The organism is Affinirhizobium straminoryzae (genome assembly GCF_007004135.1).
Classification (GTDB): domain Bacteria; phylum Pseudomonadota; class Alphaproteobacteria; order Rhizobiales; family Rhizobiaceae; genus Neorhizobium; species Neorhizobium straminoryzae.
Map to the genome: position 1 here is coordinate 1 of NZ_VJMG01000023.1, position 20,248 is coordinate 20,248.

General features: G+C 63.7%; 19 protein-coding genes. 7 read left to right on the top strand and 12 right to left on the bottom strand.

Annotated elements, in window-relative coordinates; all coding sequences use genetic code 11:
* A partial coding sequence (locus FNA46_RS10070; RefSeq protein WP_281288934.1) for a S4 domain-containing protein occupies positions 1-327 on the bottom strand: 327 nt, incomplete at its 3' end.
* A 161-nt stretch (positions 328-488) separates the two neighbouring features.
* Between FNA46_RS10070 and FNA46_RS10075 the strand changes: the two genes are divergently transcribed.
* Entirely contained in the window at positions 489-950 is a 462-nt protein-coding gene (locus FNA46_RS10075; protein WP_143125069.1) for a nucleoside deaminase, read from the top strand.
* 36 nt (positions 951-986) lie between these two features.
* On the opposite strand, the gene FNA46_RS10080 is transcribed toward FNA46_RS10075, so the two are convergent.
* From FNA46_RS10080 to FNA46_RS10090, 3 genes are all read right to left on the bottom strand, one after another.
* Positions 987-1,613 (bottom strand): hypothetical protein, encoded by a 627-nt coding sequence (locus FNA46_RS10080; RefSeq protein WP_143125070.1) that lies wholly within the window; start codon positions 1,611-1,613, stop codon positions 987-989.
* A 132-nt stretch (positions 1,614-1,745) separates the two neighbouring features.
* Positions 1,746-4,658, bottom strand: coding sequence for an isoleucine--tRNA ligase (gene ileS, locus FNA46_RS10085; protein WP_143125071.1), 2,913 nt, complete (start codon positions 4,656-4,658; stop codon positions 1,746-1,748).
* 261 nt (positions 4,659-4,919) lie between these two features.
* Entirely contained in the window at positions 4,920-6,131 is a 1,212-nt protein-coding gene (locus FNA46_RS10090; RefSeq protein WP_143125072.1) for a GGDEF domain-containing protein, read from the bottom strand.
* 282 nt (positions 6,132-6,413) lie between these two features.
* Here FNA46_RS10090 and FNA46_RS25995 point away from each other — a divergent pair, with 282 nt between their 5' ends.
* Genes FNA46_RS25995 through FNA46_RS10100 form a run of 3 tightly spaced genes read left to right on the top strand, consistent with a single transcriptional unit; the run spans position 6,414 to position 7,917 of the window.
* Positions 6,414-6,626, top strand: a complete 213-nt coding sequence (locus FNA46_RS25995) for a hypothetical protein (protein ID WP_185969795.1) — start codon at positions 6,414-6,416, stop codon at positions 6,624-6,626.
* Positions 6,627-6,640: 14 nt separating this feature from the next.
* A complete protein-coding gene (locus FNA46_RS10095) occupies positions 6,641-7,585 on the top strand; it encodes a dihydrodipicolinate synthase family protein (RefSeq protein ID WP_185969796.1) in 945 nt (314 codons plus the stop codon).
* Positions 7,586-7,608: 23 nt separating this feature from the next.
* Positions 7,609-7,917, top strand: a complete 309-nt coding sequence (locus FNA46_RS10100) for a hypothetical protein (RefSeq protein ID WP_143125074.1) — start codon at positions 7,609-7,611, stop codon at positions 7,915-7,917.
* Between the two features lie 12 nt (positions 7,918-7,929).
* Here FNA46_RS10100 and FNA46_RS10105 read toward each other — a convergent pair whose 3' ends face one another.
* The 3 genes from FNA46_RS10105 to chrA form a co-directional block, all read right to left on the bottom strand.
* Entirely contained in the window at positions 7,930-8,910 is a 981-nt protein-coding gene (locus FNA46_RS10105; RefSeq protein WP_143125075.1) for a bifunctional riboflavin kinase/FAD synthetase, read from the bottom strand.
* 14 nt (positions 8,911-8,924) lie between these two features.
* Positions 8,925-9,773, bottom strand: coding sequence for a TIGR01459 family HAD-type hydrolase (locus FNA46_RS10110; RefSeq protein ID WP_143125076.1), 849 nt, complete (start codon positions 9,771-9,773; stop codon positions 8,925-8,927).
* Between the two features lie 112 nt (positions 9,774-9,885).
* A complete protein-coding gene (gene chrA / locus FNA46_RS10115) occupies positions 9,886-11,211 on the bottom strand; it encodes a chromate efflux transporter (protein WP_143125077.1) in 1,326 nt (441 codons plus the stop codon).
* Positions 11,212-11,409: 198 nt separating this feature from the next.
* On the opposite strand from chrA, the gene groES reads away from it, so the two are divergent.
* Positions 11,410-11,706, top strand: coding sequence for a co-chaperone GroES (gene groES / locus FNA46_RS10120; RefSeq protein WP_143125078.1), 297 nt, complete (start codon positions 11,410-11,412; stop codon positions 11,704-11,706).
* Positions 11,707-11,777: 71 nt separating this feature from the next.
* Positions 11,778-13,415, top strand: a complete 1,638-nt coding sequence (gene groL / locus FNA46_RS10125) for a chaperonin GroEL (RefSeq protein ID WP_143125079.1) — start codon at positions 11,778-11,780, stop codon at positions 13,413-13,415.
* Positions 13,416-13,485: 70 nt separating this feature from the next.
* Here groL and FNA46_RS10130 read toward each other — a convergent pair whose 3' ends face one another.
* Both FNA46_RS10130 and FNA46_RS10135 read right to left on the bottom strand, forming a co-directional pair.
* Positions 13,486-14,556: an alpha/beta hydrolase family protein gene (locus tag FNA46_RS10130; RefSeq protein WP_143125080.1), complete on the bottom strand. Its 1,071-nt coding sequence runs from the start codon at positions 14,554-14,556 to the stop codon at positions 13,486-13,488.
* On the bottom strand, positions 14,553-15,497 hold the full coding sequence (locus FNA46_RS10135; protein ID WP_143125081.1) for an ornithine cyclodeaminase family protein: 945 nt from the start codon (positions 15,495-15,497) through the stop codon (positions 14,553-14,555). The genes FNA46_RS10130 and FNA46_RS10135 overlap by 4 nt, the downstream gene beginning before the upstream one ends.
* Before the next feature lie 197 nt (positions 15,498-15,694).
* Here FNA46_RS10135 and FNA46_RS10140 point away from each other — a divergent pair, with 197 nt between their 5' ends.
* Entirely contained in the window at positions 15,695-16,141 is a 447-nt protein-coding gene (locus FNA46_RS10140; protein WP_143125082.1) for a DoxX family protein, read from the top strand.
* Positions 16,142-16,473: 332 nt separating this feature from the next.
* On the opposite strand, the gene hisG is transcribed toward FNA46_RS10140, so the two are convergent.
* From hisG to hisS, 3 genes are all read right to left on the bottom strand, one after another.
* Positions 16,474-17,169: an ATP phosphoribosyltransferase gene (hisG, locus tag FNA46_RS10145; RefSeq protein WP_143125083.1), complete on the bottom strand. Its 696-nt coding sequence runs from the start codon at positions 17,167-17,169 to the stop codon at positions 16,474-16,476.
* A complete protein-coding gene (locus tag FNA46_RS10150) occupies positions 17,166-18,350 on the bottom strand; it encodes an ATP phosphoribosyltransferase regulatory subunit (protein ID WP_143125084.1) in 1,185 nt (394 codons plus the stop codon). Before FNA46_RS10150 ends, hisG begins: the two co-directional genes overlap by 4 nt.
* A 256-nt stretch (positions 18,351-18,606) precedes the next feature.
* A complete protein-coding gene (hisS, locus tag FNA46_RS10155) occupies positions 18,607-20,208 on the bottom strand; it encodes a histidine--tRNA ligase (RefSeq protein WP_143125085.1) in 1,602 nt (533 codons plus the stop codon).
* Between the last annotated feature and the right edge of the window lie 40 nt (positions 20,209-20,248).

The following is a 20,248-nucleotide window of genomic DNA, read 5'->3' on the forward strand; positions in this document are numbered from 1 at the left end:
GCGGATCGGCTCGCCATCCACCTCGATGCGATCGGAAAGCGTGGCATTGACCACGGGCGTATCGAGAACCTGGCCATTGAGGCGCACGCGGCCGTCCATGATCATCCGCTCCACGTCGCGGCGCGAGGCGACACCGGCACGGGCGAGAATCTTGGAGATGCGCTCCGGCTTGCCGGCGGTGGCATCGGTCGCCTCGGCGGCCGGCGCTGCGGCCTTGCGGGCCGGCCTTGGACCGAGATCGAAGGTCTTTTTCGGCTTGGCGGTATCTTTCCTGTCGCGATCGAAGGGCTTGCCTCCCTCGCGCTTCGGCTTGTCTTTGAAGCTCATTTGTTGTTTGCCTGAAGCAGAGTGTCGGACGGATATGTCCCGACCATGTGCGTGTTGACTGAATTTTCGTCTGGTCGCACCGCGGAAAACGGCTGGCACGACGCAAGGGTTGGGACCGTTCCTACCAGTTCGTGTTGCCCTGGTTAAGAGGAAATCGCCGTATGAGCGGGACAAATCGCTTCATGGACGAGGCACTGGCGGAGGCCCGCAAGGCAGCGGAACGCGACGAAGTGCCGATCGGTGCCGTTGTCGTTCTCGACGGGCACATCATCGGACGGGCCGGCAACATCACCCGCGCAACCTGCGACGTGACCGCCCATGCCGAAATGGCCGCGATCCGCATGGCCTGCGAGGCGCTGGGCCAGGAGCGCCTGCCGGGCGCCGATCTCTACGTGACGCTGGAGCCCTGCACCATGTGCGCGGCGGCCATTTCCTTTGCCCGCATCCGAAGGCTCTACTATGGCGCGCGCGATCCCAAGGGTGGCGCGGTGGAGAGCGGCGTGCGCTTCTACGACCAGCCGACCTGCCACCATGCGCCGGATGTCTATTCCGGCCTCAGCGAAACGACGGCAGCCGAACTGCTGGTCGATTTCTTCAAGGGAAAGCGGGAGGAGCCGCGCTGAAATCAAGCACGGCAGCCGCTCGACGCGGCGTCCGGCTTATTCGAACACCTTCCACCAGGACGAGGTCTTGCTGGCAGCCTCGGCGGCCTTCTTGCGCTCGCGTTCCTTCTGGGCCTCGGGCTCGCCGAGATCGGTCAGGTTGGCATTGTCGGCCATGCGATATTCCGGCGGCGGGTCGGTCAGCGTGCGACGCTGGCCGGAAATGCCGGGATCGTTGGCATTGGCCTTGGCCTTGCGGAAGGCTTCCCACTTCTGGCTTTCCGTCAGCGTGCCGGCGGTGCCGTTGCCGGCCAGAAGCGGCGAGCGATAGTTGGGATTGTTCTTGTTGGCTTCTGCCTCTTCGCGAAGGCGGGCACGCGTTTCTTCCGGCGATTCCAGCCATTGCGGATTGTTGTCACGGCTTGCAAGCGAGGCCTGCGGCGCGGGCAGCCCCTGCTCGATCTTCTTGTTGACCACGAGCGGCGGGCGCGGATTGTAGGCGGTCTTCTTCTCTTCCTTGTCAAGGCCGAGCGAAACCGACTCACCGAGGTCGTCGGCCAGCTGTTCGGCGGCCGTCTTGCTCGTGCCGTAGGTGGGGCTGGACACGCAGCCCGACAGCCCCAGGCTCGTCACGGCAACGGCGAGAATGCCTGCACGCGCGCAAATGACCTGCATCGTTTTCATTCAAACCCTTCCAGCCGCGCCCGTCCTCGACGCCTGCGAGATTACATCGGATCGCAATGACCGAGAATTCCGGCCAATTTCAGGCAGACTTACCGGATGACGCGCCAAAGCGCAATCATCCGGCACGGTTTGTTACTTGAGCGCGGCAAGTTCGCGCAGGGCCTTTGCATCACGCGCCGAGACATCCGGATAGTCGGGATCGGAACCGACATCCTTCGTGATGCGCCAGGAACGGGCGCAGCGCGTGCCCTCCGCAAGCTTCGGCTCGACCGCCACCTTGGTGCCATCCTCGAGACGGAAGGCGTCTGCCGGCCCCTCGCCCGCCACCACGGCAATATCCGAGGTGATGCAGATTTCGGCAAAGTCCAGCCCGTCCAGCGCGGCGAGCAGCGCGGGATCAGCGACGTGCACGACGGGGGCGGCTTCCAGCGAGGCGCCGATGCGCTTTTCCTTGCGCTCCACTTCCAGCGCGCCGGTGACGACACGACGGACAGCGCGCACACTCTTCCACTTTTCGGCCACGGCCTCGTTCGCCCAGTCGGCCGGGATCACCGGGAACTGTTCGAGATGCACCGATTCCGCCGAGGGATCGCGCGACAGCCAGGCCTCTTCCGTGGTGAAGGGCATCATCGGGGCGAACCACAGCACAAGGCAATCGAAGAGCTTGCGGATGACGTGGAGTGCCGCGCGACGCTTCAGGCTGGAGGGCGCTTCGCAATAGAGCGTGTCCTTGCGGATGTCGAAGTAGAAGGCCGACAGTTCCACATTGGCGAAGTCGGAAAGTGCCCGGACGATGCGCTTGAAATCGAACTCGTCATAGCCCTTGCGCACCAGCTGATCGAGTTCGCTGAGGCGATGCAGCATCAGCTTTTCGAGTTCCGGCAGATCGGCATAGGCAATCTCGTCGCCGTGGTCATGAGCGAGCGTGCCGAGCATCCAGCGGATCGTGTTGCGGATCTTGCGATAGGCATCGATATTGGTCTGGATGATCGTCTTGCCGAGGCGCTGGTCTTCCGCATAGTCGGTCGACATGACCCACAGGCGCAGGATATCGGCGCCGGATTCCTTCATCACATCCTGCGGCGTCACCGTATTGCCGAGCGATTTCGACATCTTGCGGCCGTCTTCGGCCATGGTGAAGCCATGGGTGACGACGGCGTTATAGGGCGCACGGCCGCGGGTGGCGCAGCTTTCCAGAAGCGAGGAATGGAACCAGCCGCGATGCTGGTCGGACCCTTCCAGATAGACATCCGCCGGCCACTTCAGGTCCGGGCGGTCTTCCAGCGTAAACGTGTGCGTGCTGCCTGAGTCGAACCAGACGTCGAGGATGTCGGTGACCATCTGCCACTTGTCGCCGTCATGCTCATTGCCGAGGAAGCGCTCCTTGGCACCTTCGGCAAACCAGGCATCGGCGCCTTCCGCCTCGAAGGCTTCGAGAATGCGGGCATTGACCTTTTCGTCCTTCAGGACATTGCCTTCGGCATCGGCGAAGACGCAGATCGGCACGCCCCATGCTCTTTGACGGGAAAGAACCCAGTCCGGACGCTGCTCGATCATGGCGCGCAGACGGTTCTGGCCGCCGGCGGGGACGAAACGGGTCTGGTCGATGGCGGCAAGCGCGCGGCTGCGCAGCGTGGTGCCATCGGCAAGGTCCTTGTCCATGTAGACGAACCATTGCGGCGTGTTGCGGAAGATCACCGGCTTCTTGGAGCGCCAGGAATGCGGGTACTCGTGCTTGATGCGGCCACGGGCAAACAGGTTGTTCGCCGCGATCAGCGCCTCGATCACCCGCTTGTTGGCATCGCCCTTCTTGCCGTTGTCATCCAGCACGCGGGCAGCGCCGCCCTCGGCGGATGGGCCGAAACCGGGAGCATCTTCCGTGTAGAAGCCGGCGTCATCGACCGTGAAGGGAATCTTGGTATCCACGCCTTTGAAGCGCGCTTTTTCCATCCAGATGTCAAAGTCTTCGCGACCATGACCGGGGGCCGTGTGCACAAAGCCCGTGCCGGCGTCTTCAGAAACATGATCGCCGTCGAGCATCGGAACCGTAAAGCCATAACCGCCGGCAAATCCATTCAATGGATGTCTACAATTGACGCCCTCAAGTTCAGCACCGCTGACTTCTCGCACCAACTGCAGCGTCACCTTTGCCTTTGTCGCGCATTCCTCCGCAAGACGCTTGGCAAAGATCAGCTTCTCGCCCGGTCGCGGACCGAAATCGTTGGTAGCAGCGGTTACCTCGTACAGACCGTATTCAATCTTCGACGAGTAGGAGATGGCGCGGTTGCCGGGGATGGTCCAAGGCGTGGTCGTCCAGATGACGACGGCGGCATCGAGCAGATCGCTCGCTTGCTGGCCATCACGCACCATGAACTTTACCGGAAACTTCACCCAGATCGTATCACTCTCGACCTCGTGATATTCCACTTCGGCTTCCGCCAGCGCCGTGCGCTCCACGACCGACCACATGATCGGCTTGGAGCCGCGATAGAGCTGTCCGCTCATCGCAAGCTTCAAGAGTTCGCCGGCGATGCGGGCTTCCGAATGGAAGGCCATGGTGGTGTAGGGATGGTCGAAATCGCCCTCGATGCCGAGACGGCGGAATTCCTCCGACTGGATGTTGATCCAGCCTTGCGCGAATTCGCGGCATTCCTTTCGGAATTCGTTGATCGGAACCTCGTTCTTGTCCTTGCCCTTGGCGCGGTAGGATTCCTCGATCTTCCATTCGATCGGAAGGCCGTGGCAATCCCAGCCTGGAACATAGTTCGAGTCGAACCCGCGCATCTGGAACGAGCGGGTGATGACATCCTTCAGCACCTTGTTCAGCGCATGGCCGATATGGATGTTGCCGTTGGCGTAAGGGGGGCCGTCATGCAGCACGAATTTTTCGCGGCCGGCGGCAGACGCGCGCAGCTTCTTGTAAAGCCCCATCTCCTTCCACTTGCTTGCCATGTCCGGCTCCTTCTGGGGAAGGCCGGCGCGCATCGGAAACTCGGTCTGCGGCAGGTAGAGGGTCGAGGAATAATCGGTCTTGGTATCGGTCATGGATCAGCCATTCAGGGAAGCGACGGCAAAAGGGGTCGCGCGGATGAAATTCGACGTGGCGGAAGAAACGTGCCCGGACGAAACGACGCCCAAGCACCGAAAACCCGGACCTTCCCGCGCGATTACGCTGCGTGGAAGGCCGGGCCGATAATTCGATGAATGCGGGCCACGGAAACGATCGTCATAGTGCCGGGTTGTTTAAGGGTTTTTGCCGGCAAAAGGAAGGGGCAAGATCAGGCGGAAATGCGCGGCACCGACCGCTCAGGCAAAGGCGAGCGGCGCGCCACGGCCGGGCTCCGGCGGCAGGGGCCTGCCGCGATGCGCCACCACACGGTTGCGCCCCTCCTCCTTTGCCGCATAAAGGCCGCTGTCGGCATCGGCCATCCACGCATCCAGGCTGCGGGCCGGATCATCCATCACGGTGACCCCGCAGGAGAAGGTCAGCCGGAACCGGTTGTCGCCGGAGCGGATCTCCTCCGTCGAGAGGAAGGAAAGCAGCGCCTGGATGACGCCAAGCGCCGACGCCTGGTCGTGGCCGGGCAGGCAGATGCCGAACTCCTCGCCCCCCAGCCGCCCGAAGATCGCCTGGGCAGGCAGGATCTTGCGCAGGCATTCGGAAAACTGCACCAGCGCATCATCGCCGGCGCGGTGGCCATAGGTGTCGTTGATACGCTTGAAGTGGTCGAGATCGAGCACCGCGATGGCGGTTGCGCCCCGGCTGGCAAGCTGCGCCGCCTGCTCCAGAAAGACCCGACGGTTGAGAAGCCCCGTCAGCGTGTCGCGCTCGGCCAGCCTGCGCTGCATCTCGCCGCTGCGTTCCAGCTTCAGCACCATGGCCATCATGAAGGACAGCAGGTTGAAGATCAGAAGCAACATGCTGGTATAGGCCATCCAGTCCGACACCGGCAGCCGGTCGATGAACTGCACCGGATAGAGAATGGCAAGCGGCGCCGTCATCAGGTTGGCAAGCGCATAGACCGCATAGATGGCGGAGGCCAGCCGGCCGGAGGGCAGCCACTCGCCGGGTTTCCCCCGCCACAGCACCGCGGCGCCGAGCGCCAGATTGGCCGCCGACCCCACATAGATCAGCATGATGCGCATGGAGGTGGGATCAGCCGTCAGTTCCGCCAGGCCAAAGCCGATACAGACGAACACGGAGACAACGAAGGCCTCGCCGATCCGGTAGGGTTGTCCGTAGAATTCCTTGAAGCCCAGCCGCATGAAGCCGGTCAGCGCGACATAGATCGATCCGCCGAGATAGGCGAGGATGTTGTGGGGCAGCGCTTCGGTCATGCTGGTGCAGATCGCGCCCAGCACCATGAACCAGGCGGCAAGCACCCAGTAGATCATGTCCTTCTGGCGAGGGGACCGTATCCACGCAATGGTGGCGACCACCACCACGGCAAAATTGACCACCGCATTGTAGGTGACGACCGTCAGCAGATCCAGCATCGGCGCGATACGCTTTTTCAAATAGATCCGCCGGATTCGGCGGTTTCTGCAATGACGCCACTCCTGTTGTCCCGCCGCAAGGGGCGAAATGGTCAACAAAGGGTAAACGTCCGGCCTTCCACAGCTATTCGCACGGCACACGCGTCCGGCAGGCCGAAGGAAGCGTCAACGGAGCATCCGGCGCCAGCCAGCGGCGGCCGCGCCATCTTGAGGAAATCTTGATGCGGGCCGGATGATTTCCAAATCGAAACCTGATGCCGGCAGGCCTAGCTTTGAGCCTGCAACAGCATGAGGGATTTACCCATGTACAGGCTCAGCCTCTTCTGCGCGCAGGATATCCAGGCGCACGAACTCTTTTCCATCATCCGCGCGGCAAGCCGCGAGACCTCGGCCCCGCAGGCGACACCCCAGGCAGCGAACGCGCCTGCTGCCGCAACGCTCCCCTGGCGCCAGCGTTTTGGGCGCCAGCGTTTCGGGCGCCTGCTCAGCCGGCTGATGGCCGAGCCGCAGGTGTGACGGGAGCCGCCATCATGCCTCTTTCCCCGTTTCAGGGAACCTTCGTCGATCTCGTCACCCCGTTCCGGGACGGCGCACTGGACCATACCGGCCTGTCGCTGCTGATCGAATGGCAGATCCAGGCCGGGATCGAGGGCCTCGTCGTCTGCGGCGAGGCGAGCGAATCCCATTGCCTGACGCCTGCCGAGCGGGCCACCGTCATGGCCACGGCCATCGAGGTGGCGCATGGTCGCGTGCCTGTGCTTGCCGGCATCGTCACCAACGCCACCGACAGGGCGATAACGCTGATCGATGAGGCCCGCCAGGCCGGCGTCGATGGAGCCGTTCTGGTCCTGCCCTATTACAACAAGCCCTGCGCAGAGGGCGTGGTGCGGCATGTGATGCAGATCACCGCCGGTGCCGGCCTGCCGGTGCTTCTGCTGAGCCGCCCCGCCACCACCATGCTTGCGCTGACACCGGAACTTGTTGGGCGCCTGGCCGGCCTGCCGAACGTGTCCGGCATCATCGACGGCTCGCGCGATCACGCTGCCCTCTTCGGCCTCTCCGATGACACGCGCCTGCGCACCCGTCTCTACTGCGGCGACGGACAAGGCGATGTCACGGGCTTTCTCGGTTCGGCCGGCTGCATCTCCTGGGTCGCCAATGTCGCGCCGCGTTTGGCCGCCTCGCTGCATCATGCGGCCGCAGGCGGCAATCTCAAGGCCGCGCACGCATTGCAGACGCGCCTGCAGCCGCTGCTCGATGCCATGGACCGCGATCATCCGGTCTCGACGCTGAAGCAGGCGCTTGCCTATGTGTTCGGCACCTCACCGGAAGTGCGCCTGCCGCTGGTACCGGTGGAAGCGCAGAATCTGGCGGCGCTGCGCACCGCTCTCTCGCTCGTCGGCCTTTCGACCGACCTTCCCTTCCTGCAGGCAGCCGCCCTTGCCACGCAAGGCGGCCTGCGCTGCCGGCTCTGACCCTGTCGAACAAGGAGACTATGATGGGTTCCGCCCAGAAAGCCGAGGATCACCAACGATCCTGCATCGCATCCCTGCCCCGCTTCACCATCGGCCGCGATCATCACGGCTGGTGGGTGGTGCACGACCGTCAGGATCGTGTCGGCGGGCTGTTCCGCACCCGCGAGGCAGCACTGCACTTTGCCGCCGGCGAATGCGAACACCCGATCACCGAGATCTGCGTGGCCGAGACCGGCCGCGTGATCGAACTCGGCGCCTTTACCGCCGATGCCCTGCCGCCGGCAGCGCTGGCACGGCAGCAGCCTCGTCACGCGATGCGGGCGCGGGCCTGACGAGGCCTCTTCTCAGAAGGCGATCCGGGCGTCCAGAGCCCCGAGCGGCTGGACGCCCTGCAGCAGCGCCCTTGCCTCCGCCTCGTCCTGCTTCATCTGCGCCACCAGCGGGTCCAGCCCGTTGAACTTCAGTTCCGGGCGCAGATAGCCGAAGAAGGACACCGACGAGACCTCGCCATAAAGGCTGCCGGAAAAATCGAACAGGAAGGTTTCGAGCAGCGGCGCGCCGTTGTCCGTCACCGTCGGGCGGCGGCCATAGCTTGCCACGCCGTCATGCAGCGAACCGTCGGGCCGGCGGAAGCGCACGGCATAGATGCCGGATCTCAGCTCCGTTTCCGCGGCAAGGCGCATGTTGGCGGTGGGATAGCCGAGCGTGCGCCCCAGCTTCTCGCCGTCGATCACCTCGGCCTCCACCGTGTAGCGATAGCCGAGCAGGCCGGCCGCCTCCACCACATTGCCTTCTCCGAGAAGGGTGCGGATGCGGCTGGAGGAAATCACTTCGGCGCCCTCGTCGCGGAAGGCATCGACCAGCGACACGTCGAAGCCGTAGCGGCGACCGGCCTCCATCAGGAAGGCCGGGCCACCCTCGCGGCCACGGCCGAAATGGAAATCGAAGCCCGTGACGACGGCGCTGGCCTTCAGCCAGCCGGCCAGCACGGTCTGCACGAAATCCTCGGCGGTGCGCTGCGAGAAATCGCGGTCGAAGGGGTATTCGATCACCGAGCGGAAGCCCATGGCTGCCAGCAGGCGGGCCTTCAACGGCGCAGGCGTGAGGCGGAACACCGGCTGGTCCGGCCGGAAGACGGTGCGCGGATGCGGCTCGAAGGTCAGCACCAGGGCCGGAACGTCGCGCTGTTCGGCGAGCGCCAGCGCCCGTTCCAGCACGCTGCTGTGGCCGCGATGCACGCCGTCGAAATTGCCGATCGCCACCACACCGCCGTGCAATTCGGCCGGCAGCGGCTCTTTCTTCTCGTTGCGGTGAAATACGGTCATGGCGCGGTCTTCCGTCAGGCGAGCCTTGGCATCCACCACTTCGGCGTCGCCCCCTCGCGCTTGAGATAGGCATTGAGGATCGCCTCGTCGGTCTTGCCGTTCACCGTATATTCGGCCGCATGGATGCCGCCGGAAATGTAGAGAAGGTCCAGGCCGTAGCTCAGCGCCCCCTTCACATCGGTCGGCATGCCATCGCCGACGGCAATCACCCTGGCCATGTCGATCTCGCCGCGAACCTCGCGCGCGGCGGCCAGCGCCGCCTCGTAGATCGGCCGGTGCGGCTTGCCGGCGATGCGGGTTGAGCCGCCGAGCTGTTCGTAATAGGCGGCAACGGCGCCGGCGCAGGGGATGATGCGATGGCCGCGCTCCACCACCAGATCCGGATTGGCGCAGATCAGCGGCGCGCCCCTGGCGACGAAGCGGGTCAGCATGTCGTGATAATCTTCCGGCACTTCCTTTTCGTCATCGAAGAAGCCCGTGCAGACGATCGCCTCTGCCGCCTCCTCGCCGGTGACGGTGACGTCCAGCCCCTCGAGCAGCGGCATGTCGCGTTCGGGGCCCAGCAGGAACACCCTGTTCGGGCCCTCGGCGATCAGCCGGCGGGTCACGTCGCCGGAGGTGACGATGCGGTCATAGGCCTCATCCGGCACGCCGAGCACACGCAGCTGCTCGATGACGCCCGGCGCGGGGCGCGGCGAATTGGTGATCAGCACCACGGTAACGCCGGCCTTGCGCGCATCGGCCAGCGCCACGCAGGCAGCCGGGAAGGCGTCGACGCCATTGTGCAGCACGCCCCACACATCCGAAAGCACGAGCTGATAGCCCGCCGTGATCGCGCTGAGATTCTGAATGCGGTCTGCCATGGTCATCCGGTGCCTTGAAAAAGATATGCGCTGACATGGCAAAGCTGGGGGCCGATGGCAAGGAGTTTCCTTGTGAACACTGCGGCTGCAGCCACGCGGCACGGCCTCGCCGTCAGAACCCCGCCAGCCGCCACAAGAGACCGGCCGCCGCGCAGAGGCCGAGCACCTTGACCATGCCGATCTTCAGCCGCAGAAGCAGGATGGCCGAGACGAGGAAGAGGATGAGCGCCGCCGGATCGAGCGAGGCCAGCCGCGGCCACCAGAGGCCGGGCGCCCCCTCGCCCGTCCATCCGGGAAACAGCGGCAGACGGTGCACATCGGCAAACAGCACATGCAGGCCGAACCACAGCGCCAGATTGGCAATGACCCCGACGACGGCAGCGGTGATGGCAGACAGCGCTGCGGAAATCTGCGGTTTGCCGCGCAGCCGCTCGATGTAGGGCGCACCGGCGAAGATCCAGATGAAGCTCGGCACGAACGTGGCCCAGGCCACCAGAAGCGCGCCGACAATGCCGCCGATCACCGGCTCGAGCCCCGGCACCGTGCGAAAACCGACGAGATAGCCGACATAGGAAAGCACCAGCACCAGCGGCCCCGGCGTGGTTTCCGCCAGCGCCAGTCCGTCCAGCATCTCGCCGGGGCGCAGCCAGCCATAATTCTCGACCGCCACCTGCGCCACATAGGCGAGCACCGCATAGGCGCCGCCGAAGGTGACGAGCGCCATCTTCGAGAAGAAGGCAAACAGGGCGGCCAGGCTTTCCGCGCCCGCCACCAGCGACAGGACGAGAAAGGGCAACTGCCAGACGAGGACCCAGAAACCGAGCTGCAGCAGGGCCGTGCCCAGCGGCGAGCGGGGGCGCTGGGTCTCCACCGGCTCTGCGGCGGCAGCTTCTGCCGGCAGCCTCCGTGCGCGCAGATAGCCCGCAAGCCCGGCCACCACCACCACCAGCGGAAACGGCAGGGCCAGCGCGAAGAGCGCCAGGAAGGCGAGAATCGACAGGAGCCGGAGGAACCGGGTCTTCAGCGTGCGGCGGGAAAGCCTCAGCACCGCCTCCAGCACGATGGTCAGCACTGCGGTCTTCAGCCCGAAGAACAGGCCGGACAGCCAGCCGGCGTCCTGATAGAGCGCATAGGCGGTGGAAAGGCCGATGATGACGGCAAGCCCCGGCAGCACGAACAGGAGGCCGGCAACGATCCCGCCGCGCACCCCATGCGTCAGCCAGCCGATATAGGTGGCGAGCTGCTGCGCCTCCGGGCCGGGCAGCAGCATGCAGTAGTTCAGCGCATGCAGATAGCGGTCCTCGCGGATCCAGCCTTTTTCCTCGACGCAGACGCGATGCATCATGGCGATCTGCGCCGCAGGCCCGCCGAAGGAGAGGCAGCCAATGCGCGCAAAGGCCAGCGTCAGCGCGCCGAACGACGGAGCAGGTTCATTCATGCGCTCAGGCAGCCGCACGGGGAAAGAACCACAAGGGAAAAGGTTCCGCCGCAGGATAAAATTTCTGGGCCCCGTTCTTGACTCATACAGGCTCCAATCTTATCTCAACGGCGCTGGCACTCACCAGATGGGAGTGCTAACAACATCATCGCGGGAAACTTTGAACCCGCCTATGTCATTTGATCGAGGGATTAGACAATGGCAAGCACCAATTTCCGCCCGCTGCACGACCGCGTTGTCGTTCGTCGCGTCGAGTCTGAAGAAAAGACCAAGGGCGGCATCATCATTCCCGACACCGCCAAGGAAAAGCCGGCAGAAGGCGAAGTCATCGCTGTTGGTCCGGGCGCCCGCAAGGAAAACGGCGAGCTGGTTGCGCTCGACGTGAAGGTCGGCGACCGCGTTCTGTTCGGCAAGTGGTCCGGCACGGAAGTCAAGCTCGACGGCGTTGACCTTCTCATCATGAAGGAAGCCGACATCATGGGCATCATCGGCTGATTTTCGGCCGAAGGCCTCTCCACCTCAAGATTGAACGACAGCGGGCTTGATAAGCCCAAGGGAGTTTTCACATGGCTGCTAAAGAAGTCAAATTCGGCCGCACCGCGCGCGAAAAGATGCTGCGTGGCGTCGACATTCTCGCTGATGCCGTCAAGGTAACGCTCGGCCCGAAGGGTCGTAACGTCGTCATCGACAAGTCCTTCGGCGCTCCGCGCATCACCAAGGACGGCGTATCGGTTGCCAAGGAAATCGAACTGGAAGACAAGTTCGAGAACATGGGCGCCCAGATGGTCCGCGAAGTTGCTTCGAAGACCAACGACATCGCAGGCGACGGCACCACCACCGCGACCGTTCTGGCCCAGGCCATCGTTCGCGAAGGCCAGAAGGCCGTTGCTGCCGGCATGAACCCGATGGACCTGAAGCGCGGCATCGATCTCGCCGTTGCCGAAGTCGTGAAGGATCTCCAGGCCAAGGCCAAGAAGATCAACACCTCGGAAGAAGTTGCCCAGGTCGGCACGATCTCCGCAAACGGCGACACGCAGGTTGGCCGCGACATCGCGGAAGCCATGCAGAAGGTCGGCAACGAAGGCGTCATCACGGTTGAAGAAGCCAAGACCGCCGAGACCGAACTCGAAGTCGTCGAAGGCATGCAGTTCGACCGCGGTTACCTGTCGCCCTACTTCGTCACCAACCCGGAAAAGATGGTTGCTGACCTGGAAGACGCCTTCATTCTCCTGCACGAGAAGAAGCTGTCGAACCTTCAGGCCATGCTGCCGGTTCTCGAAGCCGTCGTCCAGACCGGCAAGCCGCTCGTCATCATCGCTGAAGACGTCGAAGGCGAAGCTCTTGCAACGCTCGTCGTCAACAAGCTGCGTGGCGGCCTGAAGATTGCTGCCGTCAAGGCTCCGGGCTTCGGCGATCGCCGCAAGGCCATGCTGGAAGACATCGCCATCCTGACCGGCGGTACCGTGATCTCCGAAGATCTCGGCATCAAGCTCGAGAACGTCACGCTCGACATGCTCGGCCGCGCCAAGAAGGTTTCGATCTCCAAGGAAAACACCACGATCGTCGATGGCAACGGCCAGAAGGCTGACATCGAAGGCCGCGTTGCCCAGATCAAGGCCCAGATCGAAGAAACCACCTCCGACTACGACCGCGAAAAGCTGCAGGAACGTCTTGCCAAGCTCGCTGGCGGCGTTGCCGTAATCCGCGTCGGCGGTGCAACGGAAGTCGAAGTGAAGGAGCGCAAGGACCGCATCGACGACGCTCTGAACGCAACCCGCGCGGCCGTTCAGGAAGGCATCGTACCGGGCGGTGGTACCGCTCTGCTGCGTTCCTCCACGAAGATCTCGGTCAAGGGCGCAAACGACGACCAGGAAGCCGGCATCAACATCGTTCGCCGCGCCCTGCAGTCGCTGGTTCGCCAGATCGCAGACAACGCCGGTGACGAAGCTTCGATCGTTGTTGGCAAGATCCTCGAAAAGAACGACGACAACTTCGGCTACAACGCTCAGACCTCCGAGTATGGCGACATGATCGCCATGGGTATCGTTGACCCGGTCAAGGTTGTTCGCACCGCTCTGCAGAACGCTGCTTCGGTTGCTTCGCTGCTGATCACGACGGAAGCCATGATCGCCGAACTGCCGAAGAAGGACGCTCCGGCCATGCCGGCTGGCGGCATGGGCGGCATGGGTGGCATGGACTTCTAAGTCCAGCCTTCCGGCATTGCGTTACGAAGGGCGGCCCTCGGGTCGCCCTTTTTTGTTGCCCGATCGGCGATCAGGCTGATGGTGCCCGAATGGCCGCCAGCGTCAGGTCCACGGCGTTTGCATGAACCTCTGCCCTCACGACGCCCGGCATATCCGACCAGTAAGGGCTGCCGGAACGCGCGGCCGTCTCGGTCCCCACCGGCAAAAGCGTGTAATGGCCGACGTCCTTGCCAAGGCTGATGAGCCGGCTGCTGGGCAGGCGCTCGTTCAGCCAGGCCGAGCAGAGATCGTAGGGCGCTTCGCGATCCGCCTCGCCGCAAAGGAGCGTGACCGGCAGGTGAAGGGCGCGCAGGCTTGTCTCCGTGAAGCCGCGCACCGGCGGCGCCGCTGCCATGGTGACGACGGCCCGTATCCGCTCGTCGCGGTAGTCGTGAGACTGTCTTTCCCAGGAGGCCCGAAAGACCGCGCTGGAAGAGAGGAGCGGTTCGATCTGCGCGGCCAGATCCGGCATTTCCTGCGGCCCGCCGGTTTCGGGATGCGCCGCCACGAACGCCATCATCCGCTCCACCTCGGTGATGGCGCCGGCCAGGGCCAGCGCGGTATAGCCGCCGAGTGAAAAGCCTGCGGCCGAAACGTTTTCAAGATCCAGCCGGCCGGCCAATGCCCCCTCCTCGCTCAGCCGGTCCAGAAGCACCGTGAGGTCCCGTGCCCGTTCCCACCAGCACAGAAAGCCTTCGGCACGATAGGCTTCCACACCCGTATTGCCGTGATGATCGGCACCGATCACCACAAAGCCCTGTTCGGCAAGCGCGGCGGCCAGCCAGCCGAGACCGGAGGCCGAACCGCCGGTGCCATGCGAGATCAGAACCACCGCATAGCGCTCCGCAGACGCAGCAACAGGCGCCTCGGGCGCCAGTAGACCAAGAGAATAGAGGGGACGGCGGGGCGGGATCACGATTTCCCGCGCGAGGCTGCCGGCCGCGGCGGGATACCAGGCGGACCAGCGAACGGGACGCGGGCCGTCGCCGCTCCAGTTCGACCGCGCCTCATCCAGCAGCAGCCCTGTTGCAAAGCCTATCGTTCCAGCCGTCACGTCGTTCTTCCCATTCTGGCCACCGCCGGGCAGGATAGAAATATTCACCGCTCAATTTCAATGCCGGATGCGCACCGTTGGAGGATCGCTTCCGCCACCAGAACCTCCGTGCCTGCCAGACCTGTGGAGCAGAACAGCGTGATATCCTCTTGCCGCCTGACCGGCCTGTTTTCCGCAACCAGGAGGCAGAGATCCCTGATCCGCCGCATGTCCGGTGTATCGGTCAGGAAGAAGGGTCTGGCATAGGCCAGCATCTGCTCCGGTGAATCGGTCGCAATCGTCCGGGCAGCAGCGGCAACCTCCACCGCGATCTCATGGGCACCGACGAATTTCGGACCGACCGTGTTCACATGCGTGCCCGGCTTCAGCCACGACGCCTCCAGAACAGGCAGGGTGCTGGATGTGGCGCAGATCACGATGTCACTCTCCGTCACCGCCTGCCGGGAGGTCTCGACCGGACGGACGGATATGCCGAGACGCCGCCCCATCTCATCGGCAAACCGGATCCTGTTTGCTTCGTTACGGCTGTAGACAAGGGCATGCCGGATCGGCCGGACGGCGGCCGCCGCTTCCAGCTGTGTTTTCGCCTGCTCACCGCTGCCGATGACGCCGACGATGCGAGCATCGTCTCGTGCCATGTGGCGGATCGCAACGCCGCCGATCGCGCCGGTTCGCAGCGCTCCCAGCCGCGCGCCGGTGACAAGGCCGATGAGCGCTCCGCTGGAGGGATTCCAGAGGGCGACGACCTGCTCGTCCCGTTCGCCGTTGAACGTCGTATAGGCCCGGAAGCCGGCGACCGGCTGGGCCCCGCCTGTGACGCCGCCCACCGTGAAGACCAGATCGCCTGCATCGCCCATCGCAACGCAATGCCGCGGCGGCGACACCAGCATGCCGGCGGCTTTCTCGCGAAACGCCCGTTCCACAGCCTCGATCGCGATTGCGGTCAGCGAAAGATCCTGCAGATCCCTGTCGGTGACGACCTTCACCATTCTCGTATCCTCGATGTTTCCACCATGCTCCGACCTCAAGCGCTCTTGAGGTCAAGTCTTGAATTCGCGCCTGCCGTTCGTTCACAAATACCGAACAATTCGTCTTCATCCGTTCATCTTTCGCGGCGCGACAATCTGGCGCATATATTTTGCCAGACAGACACCGCCGCCACGGCACATCCTCTGGAGACCACACCATGTCGATCACCAACAATGCGATCCTGCTGATCGCCCGCGTTCTTCTCTCCTTCATCTTCATCCTGTCCGGCTTCGGCAAGCTGACGGACCCTGCCGCCACTGCCGGCATGATCACCGGCGCCGGCCTGCCGGCCGCAACCGCGCTTGCCTATCTCGCCGGCCTGTTCGAACTCGTCACCGGCCTTGCCGTTCTCGTCGGCTTCCAGGTGCGCATCGTCGGCTGGGCCCTGGCCGCCTTCTGCGTGTTCACCGGCGCGGTCTTCCATTCCGGCACGGTTGCCGTTCCGGGCTGGCCGGATGCAGCGCTTGGCTGGATCAACACGCTGAACGGCATCATGATGATGAAGAACTTCACGCTGGCCGGCGCCTATATCCTGCTCGCCACCGTCGGCGCCGGCGCCTATTCGCTGGATGCCCGTCGCGGCGCAGCCCCCGCTCTGGCCTGATATAACGCCCATCCTCGGGCACATGCAGAAAACCCGCCGGAGCGATCCGGCGGGTTTTCTGTTGTCGAGACTGGATCTTTTGTGGCGTGGCACCGTGGCCCCCTCATCCGCCCTTCGGGCACCTTCTCCCCGAGGGGAGAAGGGATAAGCTGCACCGTCGACGCCCTTCGTTAACGCATAAGCCAACCGCGACGTTTTACGGTTCATTCTATCCGCAGATGTCCGAGTTGTAAGCTGGCGCAAGGCGCTCGCAACCCTCCCTTCTCCCCTTGGGGAGAAGGTGCCCGAAGGGCGGATGAGGGGGGCTCGCGTGCAAAAGGCACAACGGCCCGTTACACCACCCCGCGCACCGCCTCCACAATCTTCGCCACCGTCGCATTGCCCTCATGCTCCGGCTTGCGCGCCCTGACGAGGCAGGCTTCGGAGCGCAGGATCACCCCGTCCGAGAGGACCTTCAGATGATTGGCCTTCAGCGTGGAGCCCGTGGAGGTGATATCGACGATGATATCCGCCTGGCCGGCGGCCGGGGCACCCTCGGTGGCGCCGAGGCTTTCCACAATGCGATAGAGCTGGATGCCGTGTTGCGAAGAAAAATGCTGCTGGGTGAGCCGCCAGTACTTTGTCGCGATTGCGAGCCGCCGTCCGTGGCGGGCGCGGAATTCGGCGGCGACATCGCCGAGATCGGCCATGGTTTCCACGTCGAGCCAGATATCGGGCACGGCCACCACCACATCGGCATGGCCGAAGCCGAGACGGGCGGCAATCTCCACCCGCCGGTCGGCCTCCGACAGACCTTCGCGGATCAGATCCTCGCCGGTCACGCCGAAATCCACGGTGCCGTTGCCGATCTCGCGCGAGATTTCCGAGGCCGAGAGGAAGGCGATCTCCACGTCGTCAAACCCTTCGACGCGGCCGCGATAGGAGCGGTCATTGCCGACGGCGACGATCTTCATGCCGGCCCGCTCGAAGATGGCGGAGGCATCCTCCTTCATGCGGCCCTTGGAGGGAAGCCCGATGGTGATGGTCATCGCAGTTCTCCGCTTTTGCGCGGCGATTCCGTCCGAAAACCGGCTTCCACTTTTCGGATCGCCGCGCCCTCCTTCGCCTTCTGAATGCGGTCGAGCCACATGGAAAAGCCGACGGCCGGGATATGCTCCTTGGCGCCGAGCAGCGTCAGCATGCGGTCATAGCGACCGCCGCCGACCAGCACGTCATGCTCGCCGCGCACGGTGACCTCGAAGACGAGGCCGGTATAGTAATCGAGCGGACGGCCGAAGGCGGCGCGCCAGGTGATGTCGGCGAGCGAGGCGCCGGCTGCACTGAGCGCCGCCACGCGCGCGTCAAAACCGGCGATTGCCGCATCGAGCGGCAGGCCGGCAGAGCGGGCGAAATCGGCCAGCACGCCCGGCGCATAGCGCAGCGAGACATTGATCGAGAGAAACTCCTTCAGCGCATCGAGCTTGGCGGCATCGAGCGACGCGCCGGCCAGCAGCCGCTTTTCCTTCAGACGCCGGACGATCTCTTCCGGGGCGCGGCTGGCATTGGTGAGATAGCCGGTGCGCTCCATCTCGTCATGCAGATGGCGGGCAAGTGCTGCATCGTCGCCCGCCTCCAGCAGGCCCTCCACCTCCGGCGAAAGGCCCGCAACGGGTTCGGGCTTCGCCAGACGGGCGATGATCGCTTCCAGCACATCCGTCTGGCCAAACGCACGCACGAGGCGCCGCTGCCAGCCGGAGGGCAGGCCAAGCGCTGCCACCACCGCCTCGAACACCGCCTGATCGCCGATGGTGACGGCAAAGGCCCTGCCCGGCAGAACCCTGTGCAGGCAGGCCAGCGCATCGGCAACGATGCGGGCATCGGCTGTCGCGGCATCCGTATCGCCGAGATCTTCGAGCCCCGCCTGATAGAATTCATTGGCGCCCTCGCGGCGCTGGCGGAACACTTCGCCAAGATAGGCATAGCGTTTCGGCGTGCCGGTGACGGTTTCGATGTGGCGCAGGCAGACGGGAATGGTGAATTCCGGCCTGAGGCACAGGCTTTCGCCCCGCTCGTTCTCGGTCAGAAAGATCCGCCGGCGCAGATCCTCACCCGCCATGTCGAGAAAGGGTTCTGCCGGCTGGATGACCGGGGTATCGACGCGGGTGGTGTTGCGGCCCGCGAATTCCTCGAGGATCGCCGGAGCGAAATCGGGCATGTCGATCAGCGGCATGGGGTAAGGCCTCGGGTGAAATACCCTCTCTGGCCTGCCGGCCTTTGGGGTCGAGCCACTCGTCTCGCCCCGTTCTTCGGACCCCACCGCAAGGGGGGAGAAGACCTGAAGCAAGCGCTCGTTACCAATCTAGCGCACCGGTCAGAACGAACAGTCTGAACGCGCAAACTGAACAGGTGGGAAAACGGCACGCGCCGACCGGCTCCCTCCCCCGTGTGGGGAGGGTTGGGGAAGGGGAAAACCACAGACGCCAACATCAAACACCCTTCGCCCGGCGGCGATCTTCCGCCTGCGCGGCCAGGATCTCCCTGACCTTTTCCACCAGTTCCGCCTCTGGCACCACGATCTGCGCCACGCGGGCCTCGCGCCATTCGGCATTGTCTGATATCTCGCCGGAAAGGCGTTTGCCCTCGATCAGGTCCTTGATCTGCACGACGCCCTGCGCCCGCTCGTCACCACCCTGGATGATGGCGATGGGAGAGCCGCGACGATCGGCATATTTCAGCTGGTTGCCGAATTTCTTCCAGTTGCCCTGATACATTTCGGCGCGGATGCCGGCATTGCGCAGCGCCTGCGCAAAACGCTGGTAACGCCCCATGGCCTCCACATCGCCATCCATCACGGTGACGAGAACCGGCGCGAGGACTTCGTCCTGCCCCAGCTTGCCGAGGTTTTTCAGCGCCGTCATCAGGCGCGACACGCCGATGGAGAAACCGGTGGCCGGCACCGGCTGGCCCATGAAGCGCGAGACAAGGCCATCATAGCGACCACCGCCGCCGACCGAGCCGAACACGACCTTTTCGCCTTTTTCGTTGGTGACGTCGAAGGTGAGTTCGGCTTCATAGACGGGGCCGGTGTAGTATTCGAGGCCACGAACGACGGAGGGGTCGATCTTGATGCGGTCAGGACCGTAGCCGGCAGTTTCAACCAATTGCCAAATCTGCTTGAGTTCAAAGACACCTTCAACGCCAGTTGGTGAATCCTTGAAGTTATCGTGAAGCGTATTGAATATCGCGCCACGCACAGCCTTGGGTCCATCTATTTCTAACCCGGGGATAGGATCCTGCACTAGAGGATGAGAACCAAGCGCGGTTTCCGCAGTCTGCAATATATCGATAAAGTTGAGCAATTTTACAATCTGTGGCTCACTAAGTCCCACGCCTTTGGTGAAATCGCCAGACTCGTCCTTGCGACCTTCACCTAGCAAGAGCTTCACGCCATCGGGACCGAACTTATCTAATTTATCAATAGCTCTTAAAACGTTTAGTCGCTGAGTGGCTTTGTCGTTTCCTCCAAGACCGATTGTTTCGAGAACCCCATCAAGCACCTTGCGGTTGTTTACCCGGATCACATAGTCGCCGCGCTTGATGCCGAGCGCTTCCAGCGTATCGGCCATCATCATGCACATTTCGGCATCGGCCTGAACGCCCGGCGCGCCGACGCTGTCGGCATCGAACTGCATGAACTGGCGGAACCGGCCGGGGCCCGGCTTCTCGTTGCGGAACACGTAGCCCGCGCGATAGGTGCGGTAGGGCAGCTGGATCTCGTTGAAATTTTCGGCCACGTGGCGGGCCAGCGGCGCGGTGAGATCGTAGCGCAGGCTCATCCACTGCTCGTCGTCATCCTGCAGCGAGAAGACACCCTCGTTGGGGCGGTCGCTGTCGGGCAGGAATTTGCCGAGCGCATCGGTATATTCGAACAGCGGCGTCTCGATCGGGTCGAAACCGTAGCGCTCGTAGACCTCGCGGATCTTTGCGACCATTTCGTTGGTGGCATGGATATCGGCAGCGGTGCGATCGACAAAGCCGCGCGGCAGGCGGGCCTTCAGTTTCTGCTGTTTCTGCTTCTTGTCGCTCATGATGATCTTCCTTGCCGCCGGCACCGGAAAAGGCCGGAAT